Consider the following 17,062-nt stretch of genomic DNA (forward strand, 5'->3'; position numbering starts at 1 on the left):
TCCTCGTCGTGCCTGGCGCACTGAAACCGCATCGTTCTGTTCATTCCACCGTGTTGGTTGCCGGCGTGCCGACATTGACCGTGATGGCCGGCGGGGGGGGCGGCGGCGGCGGAAATTTGTAGTTGTTTGCTATAGCGGCGGCACGCACGCCGTCACCCTCGATCCTGGTGTTTTTGGAGGCCGGATTGAGTGGATCGACCGTCTGCAGCAGCGAATTGAACTTCTGCGTATCGCCAGCGGCCAGCGTCACCGAATCGTAGTGATTCAGATAATCCGCGGCGCAGCCCGACAGCGCGCCGGCGCAGAGAATGAGGATCAAGGCGCTATTTCTTGACATAGAGCATCTTGTCCTTCGATTTGAAGTCCAGCATGTGGCCATAAGGGCCGGTCACGCCTTCGCCCGTTTCATATTGTCGGATCATGTCCTTGTTCACCTCGAGCTGACCGAGCACGAAGAATTCCGGATCGTTGGCCGGCCGCGTCTTGTCGAAGGGCGTCGCCAGCTGTTCGCCGGGCTTCACCGGCCGCACGAGGTGCGGCGTGACGATGACCACCAGCTCGGTCTCTTCCTTCTGGTTGCTCGAATTGCGGAAAAGCGTCCCGATAACCGGCACCTGGCCGAGCCACGGCACCTGGTTCTGTAGCTTGGTGGTCTTGCTGGACAGAAGTCCGCCTACCGCGAAGCTCTGGCCGTCGCGCAACTCCACAACGGTCGATAGTTTGCGGTTGGTAAAGATCGGGTCGCCGGCGGTGGTGAAGCCGGTCAGATCGCTGACTTCCGGTGCCAGCCTCATATGAATCTTGTCGTCTTCAAGCACAACAGGTGTGAACTTTAGATTCACGCCGAATTGCTTAAAGTCGATCTGAATCTGGCCATCCTTGTCGAGGCTGCGGATGGGAACCTCACCGCCGGCATTGAAGCTGGCTTCCTCACCGGAAAGCGTGGTGAGATTGGGATTCGCGAGCGTGCGTACCACGCCCTTGGCCTCGAGCGCTTCAATGTACAAGTCGACTTTGATGTTGCTGTCGATGACGCGTGTGAGCAACGCTCCAAAGGGCGTCGAGTTGGACAGGAGGTTGCTGAGAAAACCTCCGGCGCCAAGCACCACGTCATCTTTGTCGACGGCGGTGATGCCGGTTCCGACTTTGGTGGTGCCACTGCTGTTGTTGCCCCTGATCGACACACCGAGATCGCGACCGGCGTTGCGCTTGGCTTCCAGCACCCGCACTTCGAGATTGACCTGCTGGCTGTCGTCGACAGTGACGGAATTGATGATGTCGTCGGGACCATATTGCTTTGCCACCTCCAGGATGGCCGCCAGAGTGGCGCCGTCCTTGACGTGGCCGCCAAGCCTGACCCTCCCATTGACCGACCCGACTTCGATGCGCGACCTTGGCGCCACCTGGCGGATCGCCTGCGCCATGTCGCTGACGTCGACGCCGACCTCGATCTGAAGGGCGCCGAGCGAACGCTTGTCGGTGGAGAACAGATTGACCGTGGTGGTGCCGGCGCCCTTGCCGATGACATAGAGCGTGCGGTCGGTCATCGGCTGGGCATCGGCGATCTTCTCATCGCCGACGACGATATCGCCCAGATTGGCGCTCACCTGGATCGTTACCGATTGCGATACCGGCAGGAAAATACGGTGCACGCGAGGGGTCGACACGTCGATGAAACGGTCGGCCGCAAGGGCCGCCAGGCTAGACAGAAGCAGCGCGGCCAGACAGGGCAACGCGGCCGCCGCCATCCTTAACCAAGACCCTTGCATCCCGTATCCCCAATCGCTGCCGGTGGCAGCCCCGTTCCGTTTCGCCGCAGCTTATCACGGTTGTCGCGGAACGTCATATGTCTCGAGCTTGACACCCCGGAAAACACCAACCGTCGCCCGCGCTGGCGGCTCCGGCTCCACATACTTGATCACTTCCTTGACGACCTGCTCCGGCGCGGGTGCCGCCACAACGACCGGAGCCGGCTTGACCTTGCTCAACTGGTCGATCTGGCTTCCAACCCGGTCCACCGCCCGGGCCAAACCGGCGATCTTGTCGTCCGCGCGCTGGCGCTCGGCTGCGGCCGCGGCGTCGGCTGCCGCCTGCTTGGCGAGGTCGGCTTGCCTCTTGGCGACATCGTCGGGCGTCTCGCCGGTCAAATCGGACAGCGTGACTCGTTCGGTCATCTCGCCCTTGCTGGCCGCTGCCTGGCGAAGCGCCAGTGACAATTGGCCGGCGCCTGCGGCCAAGGTCAGCTTCTGCGCATCCTTGGTGCTGACCTCGAGCGTCACCGACTTCACAACTGTCGGGCTGTCCTTGCTCTCGTCGGCGACCTGGTCGACGGCGAGCACCTTCATGCTCTGAAGCAGCACGTCGACAAAACTCTGATCCCCGCCTTCGGCATTGCGAACGGTGCGCGTCAAAAGCACGTCAACCCGATCGCCGGGATAGACAAATCCGGCAACGCCGAGCACGTCATTGACCCTGATGGAAACGGCTTTCATGCCTTCGCCGAGCACCGCCGAAAGCGTAGCGCGCTGGCCGGGGCCGGTAATTTTGGTGGCAAGGACAGGTTCGTTGACGCCGATCGACTGCAACGCCTGCTTGGTGCCGCCGCCGGCCGGAAGGTCTTTCGTGAGAAGGTCTTGTGTCGTCTTGTAAGCGCCGGCCGGGACGGCGCCCGACGGCCATTGGACTTCGCGCAATTTGTCGGCGGAAAGCGTGTCGCCGAACTTAAGAGCCACCGCCGCGACCACGACCGTATCGCGCTGGACGTCGTCCGTACGTGCCATGGCGCTCCGCTGCCCGGCCAGCCAGATATTGGCAAGCACCACCGCGAGCACGCCGAACACGCCGGCGAGAACGATCATGATGACAGTGTTGGCGCGCATTTGCCCCCCAGATTGCTAGGCAAATCGACGTCGGGGAAAGCCCCGGCGTCGACAACTAGGTGTCGGCGATCAAGGCAGCGTCGATGCCAAGGATGACCACCTGCCGCTGACCCAGCCGCCTACCGTAATGACGGATGCGATCACCGCGATAGTGATGATCCCGAGCAGGATCGTATATTCGACCATAGCAGCGCCGTTCTCGTCGTCGCGGAACTGCCGGGCCATCGTCGTTAGCTTCTTCACGCCAATCTCTCCCTTTGGAGTTGAACCCAGCGAGGCGAGCCAAGGTTGAAATCCATACCCAAGCATCCCCCGCCATCTTCCAGTCGAATGCCTTACCAAACATCGACGCCGAGGATGCCCGGCGTCGATGAGAAAGATGCCGGTTATGCAGCCGGCAAGGTCGATGCTAAGGATGACCACCTGCCGCTGACCCAGCCGCCGACCGTAATGACGGATGCGATCACCGCGATAGTGATGATCCCGAGCAGGATCGTATATTCGACCATAGCAGCGCCGTTTTCGTCGTCGCGGAACTGCCGGGTCATCGTCATGAGCTTCTTCATGCCAATTTCTCCCCTTGGAGTTTTGAACCCGACGAGACAGAGCCAAGGATGAACCCCATACCCAAGCATCCCCCGTCATCTCAATCCTAGGTCGCGCCAAAAAGCAGAGTCAAACGGATTAACAGATCCTTAACCTTCCAATACCTGATCGGAAGGCATTTAAATTTACACAAGAGCTTGATTCCACTAATTTTTCGAGCGTCTTAACCATTCGTTAACATTTGTGCGGCTGAGCTCATTAAGCGCTCCCTAATTTAGGCAGATAGCATATCCTTTTATATCTAAGGGTTTATAGCCAATTGTGGAGAACGTTCCTCGTCTCGGCACCCACAAGGGGCACCGGTCCCGTAAGCTTAATGCTTCAGTCATGTGAGGGAGTGCGAACGCAGGAAATAAAAACGAGATTTTTCGGGCGAACTCTTTAACTATGTTGAAAGTATCGGACGTACGTGGTGCCTTTGGCGCTTGTGCGCCGCTTGGTTAACGTTTAGTTTCCGCTGATATGGGCTAAAGGGGTATAAGGGGCTATGCTAGGTCGGTTTATCAAGGGACCAAGCGAGCAGCAGGCCGCGACAACGGTCGAGCCGCAGACTGTGCTCCCTGCTGCTCCGGCCCTTTCGCCGGCCGCTGATATTGAATCGCACCGCGACGATTTTCTGACACTCAAGGTCGAACTTCACCGGCACCTCATTGATCGGTTCAATCTGACCGCTCTTGAAAATGCCACCAAGGACGAGATTCTGAATGAGATCCGCCCGATCGTGCGCGAGTTCGTTCGAAATCGAGCCGTGCCCCTGAACGCGCGCGAGCTCGATCAGCTGACCAGCGACACCGCCGACGAGATGCTGGGGCTTGGTCCGATCGAGCCACTGCTCAAGGATGACTCGATTTCCGACATTCTGATCAACACGCACAATCGCGTTTTCATAGAACGGCGCGGTGTGATCGAGGAGACGGCAATTCGATTCCGCGACGAGGCACACCTGCTGCGCATCATCAACAAGATCGTCTCGGCGATCGGTCGCCGCGTTGATGAATCGGCGCCCATGGTCGACGCTCGACTAGCAGACGGCTCGCGCGTCAACATCGCGGTGCGTCCGATTTCCGTGGATGGTCCGCTGGTGTCGATCCGCAAGTTTTCGAAACATCCCTACTCGCTCGAGCGCTTGATGGCCTTCAATTCGATCCGCCAGCCGATGGTCGATTTGCTCCGGATCGCCGTGCAGGCGCGCAAATCGATCCTGGTTTCAGGCGGCACCGGCAGCGGCAAGACGACCTTGCTCAACGCTTTGTCCAGCTACATTCCGTCCAAGGAGCGCTTGGTGACGATCGAGGATGCGGCGGAGCTGCAATTGCAGCAGCCGCATGTCGGCCGTCTCGAAACGCGCCCGCCCAATGTCGAAGGCAAGGGCGAGGTGCGTCAGCGCGAATTGCTGAAGAATGCGCTTCGCATGCGGCCAGACCGCATCATCGTCGGCGAGGTTCGCGGCGAGGAAGCTTTCGACATGCTGCAGGCCATGAACACCGGCCATGAGGGTTCGATGACCACCATCCATGCCAACACGCCGCGCGACGCGATCTCGCGGCTGGAGCAGATGGTCGGCATGGCGGGCATGCCGATGACCAATGATTCCATCCGCGCGCAGATCGCTTCCGCCATAAACATCATCGTCCAGACGCAGCGCCTTTCGGACGGTGGGCGGCGAGTCGTTTCCATATCCGAACTGACAGGCATGGAAGGCAATGTGGTCCAGCTTCAGGAACTTTACCACTTCGTGCGGCGTGAAGTGACGGCGGACGGCCAGATCGTCGGAGAATTTCGCGCCACCGGCATTCGTCCACGCTTTGCCCAGGAAGCCGCGACGCTTGGCTTTCTGTTCGGCAAGGACGCATTCAATCCGCAGGTTCCGCTCTGATGCCGACTGGCCAGACTTTGCTTTACTTCATCTATGTGCTGGCGGCGGCGTCGGCGATCCTTGCGATCGAGGCTCTCTTTGTCACCTATTCCAAACGCCGCTCGCGGGTCAGCGCGATAAATCGTCGGCTGAAAAGGCTGGCTGATGAAGCTCCTGCAGAACAGACTTTGCAAGGATTGCTGCGCGAGCGTGGGCTTACCAATTCTGGCGATTTTCTTTTCAGCATGGTCGGGCTGAACAGACTGTACACCCAGTCTGGAATTACCGGGAATCCGCTGTCGTTTGTCGCGATGTTCTTTCTCGCGGGATTGGCGCTGGCGCTGGTCTTTGCGTTTCTGCTGCATTTTTCCGCCATATTCGCGCTCTTCGTGTTTTTGTTGATCGCCTTTATCCTGCCGCTTCTGGTTCTTCGCCGCGCCCGAGCTAAACGTATCCAGAAATTCGCCAAGCAGCTGCCGGACGCACTCGACATGATCGTTCGGTCGTTGCGTGCCGGTCATCCGACTTCTGTGGCGATCGGGCTCGTCGCCCGGGAAATGCCCGATCCGCTGGGCACCGAATTCGGTATCGTCTCCGACGAAATCACTTTTGGTCTCAGCCTCGAAAACGCGGTACGAAAACTCTCCCAGCGCGTTGGTTTCGAAGGCCTTCAACTGCTGTCGGTGTCGCTGTCGATTCAAGCAAAGACGGGCGGTAATCTGACCGAAATTCTGTCCAACCTTTCAGCGGTGCTGCGTGAAAGGCAAAAGCTCAGGCTGAAGATAAAGGCACTTTCCGCCGAGGGTCGAATGTCCGGATGGATCATTTCCCTGTTTCCGCTGTTCATGCTGGTTATCCTCATGACCATCACTCCAAGCTACTATGGCGATATATGGAACGACCCACTGGTCATGCCTGTGTTTACGGTCTTCGGGGTATGGGCTCTGCTTGGCGATTTCATCATGTATCGCATGGTCAATTTCGATTTCTGACTGGGAGCGAACCATAAATCTCTTTTCGAATACTCACGATATGAGCCTCCTGATCTCCATTGCCGTTTTCCTGGCAGCGGTGGCCATTTTTCTGTTGGCTGCACTCATATTCCTGCCGGCGCTGCAGACGCGGAAGCTGGTTGCGCAAACCTTGATGGCAGAGGGCACTCCGAACCGCCGCTCGCTTGTTGGGCAGGAGGAGTTGGCAAGAATCTCTGCGCAGCAACCTGTCCAAGCATATTTTCGATCAATCGAGAAGGAACGCGACGAACCCAGTGCCCTGGACGCGAAACTCTTTCGCGCAGGCTTCTATCAGCCAAGCGCGCCGCTGATCTATACAGTATCGCGTCTGGCGGCGGTCTGTGTCGGCTTTGCTGTGACCTACGGACTCCTCTCGCGCATCTTGCCACCACAATTGCCCGGTCTTTTCGTCTTTGGAGGCTCAGCCTTGCTTGGCTTGGCATGCATTGTCATTCCAAGCATAGCGCTCGATCGCTTCGAAAACGGGCAAAAGCAGATCTATCGGCGTGGCTTTCCCGATTTCATGGATATGATGATTACCTGTGCCGACGCCGGCATGAGCCTGGAGGCGGCGGTCGAGCGTGTTGGCGCCGAACTGGCCGGCACACATAAATGGCTCGGCATCCAGCTTTCGATCATGAATCTGCAATTGCGCGCCGGCAAGCCGCTGCGGGAAGCTTTGCGCGAACTCGCCGATCGAATCGGGCTCGAGGAGGCGCGCGCTTTGGCCGTGCTGTTCCGGCAATCAGAGGAACTTGGGACGAGTCTGACGGACGCCCTGCGCGTGTATAGCGACGAAATGCGGGGACAAAGAATCTTTCGTGCCGAAGAGCGTGCCAACACTCTTCCGGTCAAGATGATGATCCCATTGGGACTTTGCATCTTTCCAGTCGTGATGATGGTGGTCATGCTGCCCGTGATAATCCGCATGAAAGGCATTTTCTTCTGAACGGTCATATGCTTTGGTTCTAAAATAGGGTCGGGGACCCTTGGGGAGACAAGATGAGAAGGCCAATGCGCCTCGCAGCCGCTGCCAGTTTGCTGGCCGTGCTGCTTGCCGGCTGCCAGACCAGCGGGGCTGACAACACCGATGGGATCGTTCGCACCAACGAACCATCGAAAGGCGACGTGACGGCCTTTGGCGATGCTTTTGATGGTCTGAAGACGGTCGGCGATGTCGAATTCTATGCCTCCGACCAAGCGGTGGCCGAAGCCACGAACCAGTTCCGTGCGGAAAACTATGGCAATGCCGGCGCGCTGTTCTACAAAGCGACGCAACTGGCTCCCAATGATGGTGGCGCCTGGATGGGCCTGGCCGCCTGCAGCGACCGCATCCACCGCTTCGACCTCGCCGACAGGGCTTACGCCCGGGCCTTCAAGCTAGTTGGCGCGTCGCCCGAATATTACAACAATGTCGGCTACTCTTACCTGCTGCGCGGCAAGCTGCAGGATGCACGCGCGAACTTCCTCAAGGCCTACGAACTGGCGCCCAACGATCCGACCGTGGTCAACAATCTGAAGCTTCTGTCATCCAGTGTGCAGAACGTCGAGCGTCAGTAGTCATGCTGCTTGCCGCATCGCTGCTGCTGAAGGTATTTGCTGTCCCTTTGCTCGCAAGGATAGCCTGGCTCGACTTCACCACCCAAAAAATATCCAACCGTGATGTGCTTCTGCTGCTGTGCCTCGGGTTGGGATCACTGCAGGCTGTATCAATTCTGGTGGGATCATGGTGGGACATGGGCCTGAGCGCGATTGCAGGCATCGTGCTGTTTCTTGCGCTCTTCCCGTTCTGGGCTCTGCGCAAGGTCGGTGCCGGCGATGTCAAGCTGATGGCAGTAATGCCATTCCTGACCGGCGGAAGCAGTCTGGCGGTGTTTTCCCTGCTGCTGCTGGTTTTTGCTCTTACCACGGCGCTGATCGTGAAAAATCCCTTCATGCTCCCTGAAGGCGCCTTCCGCCTTTATGTTCAGCATCTGGATCGCAAGGGGGTTGTTCCGTTCGGCGTGCCGATATCGATCGCGGCGATCTGCACGCTGGCGTTTCAGATCTACGCCAGCTTGATGGTTTCTGGCGGGCTATCGATCTGATGGTCGCGGGCCCAAAACAACAACGGCATGGCGAAGGTGAGTGGGTGGGCTCGGAGGTGCGGAGGGGTTTCACAAACCGAGAGATCTGGCCTAAGCATCAGGCGTCTGCTTGACCGCGCCGATCTCGGCATTCCCCCGTTCTTTGGGTTTGGGCATAAACGGATATCCGAACTGGCCGAGGTAGCTTGCCGGAATCGGCTCATCGACTCCGTATTTCTCGGGCATTGCCGAACCTGGAACGTGAAAAGTGCCGAACAGCAGATCGATGATCGATAGTTGACTGGCGAAGTTCTTGTCATAGGCATCGCGATGATCGGCGTGGTGCCAATGATGGAATTGCGGGCTCGCGATCAGCCATTTCAAGGGCCCAAAATTGATCCTGACGTTGGCGTGCAGCAGTAGCGCGTGCCCGGTATAAACAAGGAAATAGATGGCGATCGCCTCTGTCGAAAAGCCAAGAAAGAACACTGGCATGAGGGAGACCGCCTTGGTGATGATCTGATCGACCGGGTGCGCTCTGAACGAGGCCACCCAGTCCAACTCTTCTATACCGTGATGAATCGAGTGAAATCGCCACAGCGCCGGAACCGCATGAAACGCGCGGTGTGCGGCGTACACCCCGAGATCGGCTAATATGATGATTTCGATTACCTGGAGCCATGTGGGCTGGCCGCCGATGGTATCCGATACGCGCTCGGGCACCAGCAATGCGGCCACGCTCATGACAATCGCTGCCATCGAGAAAATGCAAGCTCTTACAAGCGTGCCATTCAAGATTGCGTAGATGGCATCAATAGCGAGACCCTTGCGAAGAATCTTTTGAGGCGGCCGCAGGGTCAGGATTCGCTCCAGCGGGACGAAGATCAGGGCACAAATGAGCAGAGATTTCAGACCAAAGAGGTCCATTGGCCTATCCAAAAGTGGCAGTTATGGGAGGAGTGAACCACTTGCTGACCTATCAGACAAGACGATCGTTTCCGAACAGGTGGAGTAGAAGTTAACTCTTCGGAAACCATTTTCTTGCCGAGGCGCGAATGCAGTGCTTCAATGCTCCCCGAAGCGGGGAACTACAATGCTAACTGAGGATTTCCTTGGCCGAATTGCGATCGTCCTTGTTCTGACGGTCTTGGCGACGTTTGGCGTGATTTCAATTTTCGGCCATTTCAATCAGGACACTTCGGCGAGTTCGCTGGCGGTCATCACTCAGGCGGCCGCGACTGTGTTGTTGCTATTGCAGGTCGTTATGACAGTCAGCCGTCTTCCGGCTAAGGGAACGGCCCGAGGAATTGAGCCAAGGATTACCGCGTTAGCCGGATCTTTCCTTATGTTGGTGGCGATGTTTCTGACCCCGGCACTGGAAAGCGAAGCTGCGCAAATAGCGGCTCTTTGCTCAATATTCGTCGGCACCGTCACTTCTATTTTTTGCCTGTATTGGCTTGGCCGTTCCTTTTCCATCATGGCCACGGCTCGGCAACTTGTTGCCTCAGGGCCATATTCGCTTGTCCGTCATCCGCTGTACGTTTGTGAGGCAGTATTCGTCCTCGGGATGATCCTCTCACATTTTTCGGTATTGATGGTGATCTTCGGTGCGTTTCAGTTTCTTTTGCAGTATCGACGCGCGAGGAATGAGGAAGCCATCTTGCGGCAAACCTTTCCCGAGTATGATGAATATGCTCGGCGCGTCCCTATGTTCATACCGCGAATTTTTAGGGCAGCTGTACCGGCGGTAGACAAGCCATAGCCGGTAGCCGTTCTTGTACACTGGGCCATCGGCGGCATTCTGTTCCGCGCTGAGCCGATACCCGATACCGCGCACCGTCTGCAGCCAGACCGGATCGGACGGATTCCGCTCGATTTGGACGCGCAGCCGGTTGATCTGGACGTCGATGGTGTTCGCCGACTTCGGAATAATCACCGACGAGTTCATGGCTCGGAAGGGTTTCGCCGGCCCGCGTCGAAGAACGCTCCTGTTCGCGGCCGCGCGCCCGCCGCCCCGCCTCAGTTCGCGCCTGGCCAGCGTGCCATGCGTTCCCCTGCGCTCCTACGTCATTGGCAGGATCATCGAAAGTCGCTTCAATGGCAGGTTCCAGATCGAAAAAAGGAAGAGAAGAAGAATCTGTGCGCTCTCTGCACACAGTCTCCCAAATTATCTGCTTTTGCAGGAGGCGCCTGGTGGTGATCTGCCTCGGGAGCCGGCGATCCGCGCGGAGGCTACCATTCCTGGCAAAAATTTCCGGCTTCGCATGACCTTCCGCCGCAATCGACGCATCCGCGTAGGCTACGTGCAGTTTCCTGCAGGGGTAAGGGAGTGGTCCCGATGCTTGTGAAACTTCCTATGCTTGTGAATCTTCCTCTTGTCGCCGTTGCTCCCCTTGCCGATTGGGTGGGTCATCGAGCCGAGCAGAAGGCGCTGTTGAAGGCAACGGACGGGTTGAGCGAGTCACCAGACGACGTGCTCGGCGACATCGGGATTTCCCGTGACGACATCACGACGTTTGCGTTCCGCAGCCCGGCGTCGAGACGTAGGGGCTGAGCAATAAAAAGCCCGCCACCGTGAGGCAGCGGGTTCTCTTTCGGAAATGATGAGCTGCCTTTTACGGCCGGCCTTCATGGGGCGGGGTTGCGGATGCCTCTGGCCGGACATTCGACGTCATTGAAGCGAGGCACTCCTCCAGACGTTCCAGCCGCGCCTTCTGGCATCGCAGTGTGTGCGCGACGTCATGCAGCCTGGATTTACCCTGAGAGTTGGCGGCAGCGATCAAGTCTATTTGGAGCCGACTGATCTCGCTCCGCAGATCGCGAGCGTCAGCTTCCATCAGACCCCTGATCCATCCAGCCCCGCGCATTCCAGCACACCATCCACCGAGCCCTGCGTCGCACGATAGCAGCGAGTTTGCTAACAACCATGCCATGAACCTTCTCGAATTTTATGCATTGCTAATATATAAAAGGCCCGCCACCGTCAGGCGTCCGGGCAGTTTTTGCCCCGTCGGATCGGACTGTGAGGTTTGTCACGGACGCATCGACGTATCGGCGTAGGCTACGTGCAGTTTCCTGCAGCGGTAAAGGGAGTGGTCCGATGCTTGTGAACCTTCCTATGCTAGTGAATCTTCCTCTTGTCGCAGTTGGTCCCCTTGCCGATTGGGTCCGTCATCGAGCCGAGCAGAAGGCGCTGTTGAAGGCAACGGACGAGTTGAGCGAATCACCAGACGACATGCTCAGCGACATCGGGATTTCCCGTGACGACATCACGACGTTTGCGTTCCGCAGCCTGGCGTCGAGACGTTGGGGCTGAGCAACAAAAAAGCCCGCCACCGTGAGGCAGCGAGCCACATTAATCGAGAATTAAACTTGGATCGTTCCAGGTTCTGTATCGCGGGAAGCGCCGCCGGTCGCCGAACACCCGGCCGAGGATGCGAATGCAAGAAGATGGCCCTCGTCCGCACACCATGGAATCAAGAAGGAACGTCTCCTCCAGACTTCCCTTTGGCGGCAAAGCGGCCCCCATAGCCTCGCCCGTGATTGTTGCGCCAGGTCATGGTTTGCGGATGACCGCCTCCAAACATGGCGACCACAACGCACCCGTCCTCCAGTTCCGCGTCTCGATCAATGATAAGGCTTTCAGCCCGAAGCTCGGGGTAGGTGTCTGTCACCGAAAACACGTTGTAGGCCCACTTGCTGGCGGCACTGCGAGGCAAAACTGCTGCCCCAGGGCCACGTGACCGTGCCGAGACGGACGCGGGCTATCAGATGCCGTCGAGGTTCTCTTGAGCCGCGACCGAAATTCGACTAGTCGAGTCAGCCGCTTCCGATGATCGCCAGTATATCAAGCAAACGACCAGCCCGGCGTACCCGACTTGCAGAACGATCAGCGCAAGGACCGCACAGCCGAGCGCGGTCCAAATTGAACCGGCTTCGATGTAGGTCCAGATCGCCACAATGATCGCAGTGGCAGACATGCCGACCAGAAACTGTGGAAAATACATTCCTCACGCATTTCATTAATTTAGCGATTGCGCAATTAGCTGATTCTAAAATATCGCTGCAGCATGATGTCGCATCGGTTAGCGCTACCCATCCATAGAAATGGCCGCTGCAGTCTTTGGTGTGGGGGCCGCACCGGCCACCGCGCGGGAAGATTCAGCCCCCGCGCTGCCTAAGATATAATCATATTAGCGATCACGCAATTAACCATGTAGGCGCTCCCAAGCCGAAACTCAGGGAATCCCTCTTGAAGGCTCAAACGAGAGGACAAGCTAATACCGTTGAGAGGCGCGGGCATGGACGACGGTATGGGCGAGCATCTTGGGGTTTTCGACCTTGACGCTTTGCGCAAGGCTTTCCTCGAGTTCGTAGAAGAGCATAAAACCACGGATCATCCTGAGTGGGGCGAACTCGCCAAGCTGTTCCTCGACAAACAACGAGAGCGGGACCAAGAACCGGACCCTACCCAGCCGGAGGGGTGAACGCACCAGCGCTGTGTGACCGGACCGGCGCAGAAGCCATGACCAGAACAAACCGGGGATTCACGGATTCGCGGTTTCGATCTACATTTGCTCTGAGATGGCATTGGCGTGGCGCTGGCCGGTTAGGTAAGCGAGCCCCCTTGTCAGGCAGTCCGGCATGTAGGACATGACTGGCACGTCGGGGAAGCCTCAGGCTAAGTCCACCCTTTCGGCGCCACGACGATTCACTTCGATAATCAATTCGAAGACGCTTTCAAGCTCGCCGTTGATCTCGTCGGCAGGAATGCCGGCCTTCTCGGCAGCTGTCATCAACTGGTCTTTCAAGTCGCCAACCGAGATGGGGTCTCCACAATGGGCAGTTGTTCGGCTACCCACTTATCGAGAAACTTCAGGCCACGGACGCTCATTTGTTAGCAACTCTCCGCACCCGCCCGCGGCCGAGTGACACCCGATCGCGCGTGACGATTCCCTCCTATGACTTCCGCATTCGGTTGTCGATTCGACTTCGAAGGCCGTGATCGGCCAGCATATGGAATCAGTCGGCCCGGTCACGCGCATCGACGGCGACACGGTAACCGTCAGCCTCCGGCCACTGGTGACTGTCGACGCCGAGCACGTGCGCGTTGTTGAGAGCCATGTGGAGGTCGCCACTGCGAAAAAAGCCGATTGTTGACAAAGCCTAACGGCGACTGCTTCAGGAGATCAAAGGCCTCGTCGCAGGGGCAGCCGCCGGAAAGAATGGGATTCGGGCCGCTCTGATAATTATGCGGTTCCCGAGCCAGCACGGCGACAAGCACCGAGCAGTCGAGTTCCTCGTTGAATGAAAAGTGCGGGTCGGCCTCTGGCAAGATCTGAGCCAAGCGGAGCGATTTCAACCTGGCTGTCTTGGCGGCACGTTCTGTGCATTCAACCTCATTGATCCCTTTCGCGGACCGCACTGCACCTCGACGTTCTCCCAGCCAACACATTTCCTGGTAGCCTCATTCTCACCTCCCCCCAACGCAAATTTCCACATTCGGATGAACCATGTCGCCCTTCATTCTGATGAAGCCCAAGCTCAAACAGGGTAGTGTGCTGAGAGTTCTGCAAATTCGCTGAGAGGGGGCGGTCATGGCAGGCTGGTGATTGTTCACGTCACCTGATTCCCGCGAAGGAACGCCACCATGACCAAGACTGAAGTTAAGACCGCCAGCGCTGCCGTCAAAGACATTTTGCTTTCGAACCCGGATGGATTGCACGAAGTGCTCCGTGCGGTGATGCAGGAGGTGCTTGAGGCCGAGATGGACGAGGCGCTGGGTGCCTCGAAGAGCGAGCGTACGCCCGAACGGCTTGGCTATCGCTCGGGCTATTACGGCCGCACCCTGGTCACCCGGGTGGGCAAGCTCGAGCTGCGGGTTCCACAGGACCGGGCCGGGCGCTTCTCCACCGAGCTGTTCGAGCGCTACCAGCGTTCCGAGCGGGCCTTGGTGGCGACACTGGCGGAGATGTATGTGCAGGGCGTGTCGACCCGCAAGGTCAAGGCGATCACGGAAGAACTGTGCGGCCATGCCTTCTCGGCCTCGTCGATCTCGGCCATCAACAAGCGGCTGGACGAGAGCCTCGCTGCCTTTGCCAGGCGCCCCCTTCAAGAGCCGTTTCCTTACCTCATCCTCGAGGCGCGCTACGAGAAGGTGCGTGAAGCCGGTGTTGTCATGAGCCAGGCGGTGCTGATCGCGGTCGGTATCGACTGGGACGGAAGGCGCCAGATCCTGGCCGTGGAGATGGCCAATCGCGGGAGCCGCTCGGCCTGGAGGGACTTCCTCGTCGGCCTCAAGGCGCGCGGCCTCAAGGGCGTCGAGTTGGTCGTGTCCGACGATCACGCCGGCCTGGTGGCAGCGATCGGCGAGGTGATCCCCGAAGCCGCCTGGCAACGCTGCTACGTCCACTTCCTCAGGAACGCGCTCGATCATCTGCCCAGGAAGCACGGCGACGACTGCCTGCAGGAATTGCGCTGGCTCTACGACCGGCGCGATCTCGCAGAGGCCAGGGCTGATCTTGCCGCATGGCTTGCCAAATGGTCGGCACGCTATCCGCGCCTGACAGGCTGGGCCGAGGATGCCATCGAACAAACCCTGACCTTCTTCAGGCTGCCGAGACAGCACCACAAGCATCTCAAATCCACCAACATGCTGGAGCGGCTCAACGAGGAAATCCGCCGGCGCACCTATGTCGTGCGCATCTTCCCCAACACCGAAAGCTGCCTGCGCCTGGTCAGGGCCTTGGCCGTCGAGACCAACGCAAACTGGATGGAGGCCAACCGATACATCAACATGGACGACCTGCGCGAGCACAAGAAGCTCGCTCTGCGCCAAGCCGCATGACCAGCATCATGGCTGCCCCATTTTGCAGAACTTGACGCACACAACCAATGGTTGCCGATAGCCGCATGCCGAGGCCTAAGCTCATCAACAGTCGCACGATTTGGGATCGTGTCACCCTCGATATCGCTTTCTCCTCCCTGCCAGACAAAGATAACGGCCTCCAAGAACTGTTAGATCGGAGTAAGCAGAAGGCGGCAACAAGATAGGAAGCTACGCGCATTGCGTATACGCTGTGGGCGTAGTACCATTATCCTCCGAGTGGAATGATGACGTGAACGAGAATGACAAGCTTGCGCGAGATGTGAAAGCCTGGCGTTCGAAGGGAGGTTTCACTGCTGAGAGTGCAGCGAAGGTGTTGGGAATACCGAAACGCACATACGAGGGCATCGAGCAAGGTCGAGGTTTCCCGTACCCGAAACTCCTACGCGTTGCCCTCGAAAGCAAAAACCTTTCGCTTGAAGCGATGATAGAGGTCTCTCCGCATGTGAAAAAGCGGCGGTAGAGGACTGGAAGGAGGCCTAATCGCCCGGCCATTCAAGGATGACACTTTCCCCGGCGTTTCGTCGCGCCTCAAAAATGGAAAGACAGTCTATCGCTATCGTGCAGAGGGAATGCCTGAAATCCGCCTCCCCGGCCAGCCCGGTGATCCGGAATTCGAGGCTGCCTACAAAGGGCGACCCAGAGCCAGGGCCTAAAGGCAATTATTATCGACCTACCCGGTCGGGCGTTGCCAAAGACGTTCGGTCATGCAGCGCGGCGACTTGAAGGGACTATGGAATGGCTGGACGAAGCAACGCAGCGGAAGAATGCCAGGCTGATTGAACGCTTCCTTCGGAGCAGGTCGAACCTGCCTACCCGCTGACTTGGCGCGATACGCCAGTAGAACATCTCGACGCCGACCATCTGCGTGCGATTGTCGAAAGCGCCTTTGCCGCCAACCGGACGGTTGCCAAGCACCTGCTGGTCGCAATCAAGAAGCTCCTGTGGGTGGGGATCGAAGTTGAGAAATGGATCAAACCGCAGAACAATCCCTCACTGTCGATCCGCGTCCGCATTCCTAAATCCACCACCAATCCCGCGTGGCCGGTCCCCATTCGTGAAAAGTTCGAGGCGCGCCATCCGATCGGCTCCCCGCCGCGCACCTGTTACGCGCTCGCCTTTTGGCTCGGCAACCGACGAGGCGATATCGCCTCGTTGCAATGGGACGATTTGGTTTTCGAGGAGATCGAACTGTTCGATGGCTCCCTAGGGGTGATCGAAGCCTTCGATTTCCGGCAGAAGAAGAACCGCAACCGTCACGGCGGTCGCGAGATGTTTATCCCCATCCTCGACAAGCTGGCGCAAGCCTTGGCGCCGCTCGACCGTTCGAAAGGCGGAACGGTACTGAAGAATGCCTATGGGCGTCCATTCGCGGAAAAGAGCCTCACCGGCATGATGGCACATTGGAACAAGCAGGCCGGCATTCCGGAGAGCTACACTCTCCACGGGCTACGCCGCACCTTCGGCACGTATCTCGCCGAATGCAACATCCAATCGCGTGCCATCATGGAGGCGATGGGGCATTCTTCCATGACGGTGACGGACGAATATGTCCGGGAGGCTAACAAGAAGCGAATGGCCGTCGACATAGCCCGCGCCATCAACGAGCGCGAGGCCAAACGATGCGATGAAGCACCGAGCGGCCCTGCGCCTCGTCAAGTAAGTGAAATCAACCGACCATGAGCAGGGTCCCATATCGGGTGCCCTTTTCTTCGGGCCCATAATGGGCCCAAAACGTTTTGGGCCGAGGCATATCT

20 protein-coding genes and 1 pseudogene are annotated in these 17,062 nt (G+C 58.2%); 12 read left to right on the plus strand and 9 right to left on the minus strand.

The genetic code is table 11. The annotated features are described in order from the left end of the window. Positions 1-40: 40 nt before the first annotated feature. The 5 genes from NKK52_RS16180 to NKK52_RS16200 form a co-directional block, all read right to left on the minus strand. Positions 41-319: a hypothetical protein gene (locus tag NKK52_RS16180; protein WP_023714725.1), complete on the minus strand. Its 279-nt coding sequence runs from the start codon at positions 317-319 to the stop codon at positions 41-43. A 4-nt stretch (positions 320-323) separates the two neighbouring features. Continuing rightward, positions 324-1,769, minus strand: a complete 1,446-nt coding sequence (locus NKK52_RS16185) for a type II and III secretion system protein family protein (protein WP_023681004.1) — start codon at positions 1,767-1,769, stop codon at positions 324-326. A 54-nt stretch (positions 1,770-1,823) separates the two neighbouring features. After that, the gene (cpaB, locus tag NKK52_RS16190) at positions 1,824-2,879 is read right to left on the minus strand and encodes a Flp pilus assembly protein CpaB (protein ID WP_023681003.1); all 1,056 of its coding nucleotides are present in this window, start codon (positions 2,877-2,879) and stop codon (positions 1,824-1,826) included. A 69-nt stretch (positions 2,880-2,948) separates the two neighbouring features. After that, positions 2,949-3,122 (minus strand): Flp family type IVb pilin, encoded by a 174-nt coding sequence (locus NKK52_RS16195; protein WP_031202918.1) that lies wholly within the window; start codon positions 3,120-3,122, stop codon positions 2,949-2,951. Positions 3,123-3,265: 143 nt separating this feature from the next. Then, positions 3,266-3,445 carry a Flp family type IVb pilin gene (locus NKK52_RS16200; RefSeq protein WP_023689311.1) on the minus strand — a complete coding sequence of 60 codons (180 nt, stop codon included), beginning with the start codon at positions 3,443-3,445 and terminating at the stop codon, positions 3,266-3,268. Positions 3,446-3,972: 527 nt separating this feature from the next. Here NKK52_RS16200 and NKK52_RS16205 point away from each other — a divergent pair. The 5 genes from NKK52_RS16205 to NKK52_RS16225 are packed head-to-tail and all read left to right on the plus strand — an operon-like array spanning position 3,973 to position 8,440. Next, the gene (locus NKK52_RS16205; RefSeq protein WP_023681002.1) at positions 3,973-5,361 is read left to right on the plus strand and encodes a TadA family conjugal transfer-associated ATPase; all 1,389 of its coding nucleotides are present in this window, start codon (positions 3,973-3,975) and stop codon (positions 5,359-5,361) included. Further along, complete coding sequence (locus NKK52_RS16210) at positions 5,361-6,332, plus strand: type II secretion system F family protein (RefSeq protein WP_023681001.1); 972 nt, start codon at positions 5,361-5,363, stop codon at positions 6,330-6,332. Before NKK52_RS16205 ends, NKK52_RS16210 begins: the two co-directional genes overlap by 1 nt. 40 nt (positions 6,333-6,372) lie before the next feature. Then, entirely contained in the window at positions 6,373-7,302 is a 930-nt protein-coding gene (locus NKK52_RS16215) for a type II secretion system F family protein (RefSeq protein ID WP_023681000.1), read from the plus strand. 53 nt (positions 7,303-7,355) lie between these two features. Then, positions 7,356-7,913 carry a tetratricopeptide repeat protein gene (locus NKK52_RS16220; RefSeq protein WP_023680999.1) on the plus strand — a complete coding sequence of 186 codons (558 nt, stop codon included), beginning with the start codon at positions 7,356-7,358 and terminating at the stop codon, positions 7,911-7,913. 2 nt (positions 7,914-7,915) lie between these two features. Then, positions 7,916-8,440 (plus strand): prepilin peptidase, encoded by a 525-nt coding sequence (locus tag NKK52_RS16225; RefSeq protein ID WP_023680998.1) that lies wholly within the window; start codon positions 7,916-7,918, stop codon positions 8,438-8,440. Positions 8,441-8,530: 90 nt separating this feature from the next. Here NKK52_RS16225 and NKK52_RS16230 read toward each other — a convergent pair whose 3' ends face one another. Then, on the minus strand, positions 8,531-9,346 hold the full coding sequence (locus NKK52_RS16230) for a sterol desaturase family protein (RefSeq protein WP_023714731.1): 816 nt from the start codon (positions 9,344-9,346) through the stop codon (positions 8,531-8,533). A gap of 166 nt (positions 9,347-9,512) precedes the next feature. Between NKK52_RS16230 and NKK52_RS16235 the strand changes: the two genes are divergently transcribed. Further along, positions 9,513-10,181, plus strand: coding sequence for a methyltransferase family protein (locus NKK52_RS16235; RefSeq protein ID WP_023680996.1), 669 nt, complete (start codon positions 9,513-9,515; stop codon positions 10,179-10,181). A gap of 42 nt (positions 10,182-10,223) precedes the next feature. Here NKK52_RS16235 and NKK52_RS32245 read toward each other — a convergent pair. After that, a pseudogene (locus NKK52_RS32245) lies at positions 10,224-10,347 on the minus strand (winged helix-turn-helix domain-containing protein); the annotation flags it as partial. 410 nt (positions 10,348-10,757) lie between these two features. Here NKK52_RS32245 and NKK52_RS16245 point away from each other — a divergent pair. Next, on the plus strand, positions 10,758-10,973 hold the full coding sequence (locus NKK52_RS16245) for a hypothetical protein (protein WP_023680994.1): 216 nt from the start codon (positions 10,758-10,760) through the stop codon (positions 10,971-10,973). Positions 10,974-11,519: 546 nt separating this feature from the next. Continuing rightward, positions 11,520-11,735 (plus strand): hypothetical protein, encoded by a 216-nt coding sequence (locus NKK52_RS16250; protein WP_023680992.1) that lies wholly within the window; start codon positions 11,520-11,522, stop codon positions 11,733-11,735. A 451-nt stretch (positions 11,736-12,186) separates the two neighbouring features. Here the strand turns inward: NKK52_RS16250 and NKK52_RS16255 are convergent, their stop codons facing one another. Then, positions 12,187-12,426, minus strand: a complete 240-nt coding sequence (locus NKK52_RS16255) for an exopolysaccharide production repressor protein (protein ID WP_023680991.1) — start codon at positions 12,424-12,426, stop codon at positions 12,187-12,189. A 294-nt stretch (positions 12,427-12,720) separates the two neighbouring features. Between NKK52_RS16255 and NKK52_RS16260 the strand changes: the two genes are divergently transcribed. Then, complete coding sequence (locus NKK52_RS16260) at positions 12,721-12,906, plus strand: hypothetical protein (protein ID WP_023680990.1); 186 nt, start codon at positions 12,721-12,723, stop codon at positions 12,904-12,906. 189 nt (positions 12,907-13,095) lie between these two features. Here NKK52_RS16260 and NKK52_RS16265 read toward each other — a convergent pair whose 3' ends face one another. Next, positions 13,096-13,230, minus strand: a complete 135-nt coding sequence (locus tag NKK52_RS16265; protein WP_023680989.1) for a DUF768 domain-containing protein — start codon at positions 13,228-13,230, stop codon at positions 13,096-13,098. A gap of 839 nt (positions 13,231-14,069) precedes the next feature. Here NKK52_RS16265 and NKK52_RS16270 point away from each other — a divergent pair. The 3 genes from NKK52_RS16270 to NKK52_RS16280 all read left to right on the plus strand — a co-directional run bounded on the left by NKK52_RS16270 (position 14,070) and on the right by NKK52_RS16280 (position 16,988). Next, on the plus strand, positions 14,070-15,266 hold the full coding sequence (locus NKK52_RS16270; protein WP_352519630.1) for an IS256 family transposase: 1,197 nt from the start codon (positions 14,070-14,072) through the stop codon (positions 15,264-15,266). A 271-nt stretch (positions 15,267-15,537) separates the two neighbouring features. Beyond that, positions 15,538-15,768 carry a helix-turn-helix domain-containing protein gene (locus tag NKK52_RS16275; RefSeq protein ID WP_084566247.1) on the plus strand — a complete coding sequence of 77 codons (231 nt, stop codon included), beginning with the start codon at positions 15,538-15,540 and terminating at the stop codon, positions 15,766-15,768. A 485-nt stretch (positions 15,769-16,253) separates the two neighbouring features. Continuing rightward, positions 16,254-16,988 (plus strand): tyrosine-type recombinase/integrase, encoded by a 735-nt coding sequence (locus NKK52_RS16280; RefSeq protein WP_245263184.1) that lies wholly within the window; start codon positions 16,254-16,256, stop codon positions 16,986-16,988. Positions 16,989-17,062: the final 74 nt, after the last annotated feature.

The sequence above is a fragment of the Mesorhizobium sp. C277A genome (genome assembly GCF_040324395.1).
Classification (GTDB): Bacteria; Pseudomonadota; Alphaproteobacteria; order Rhizobiales; family Rhizobiaceae; genus Mesorhizobium.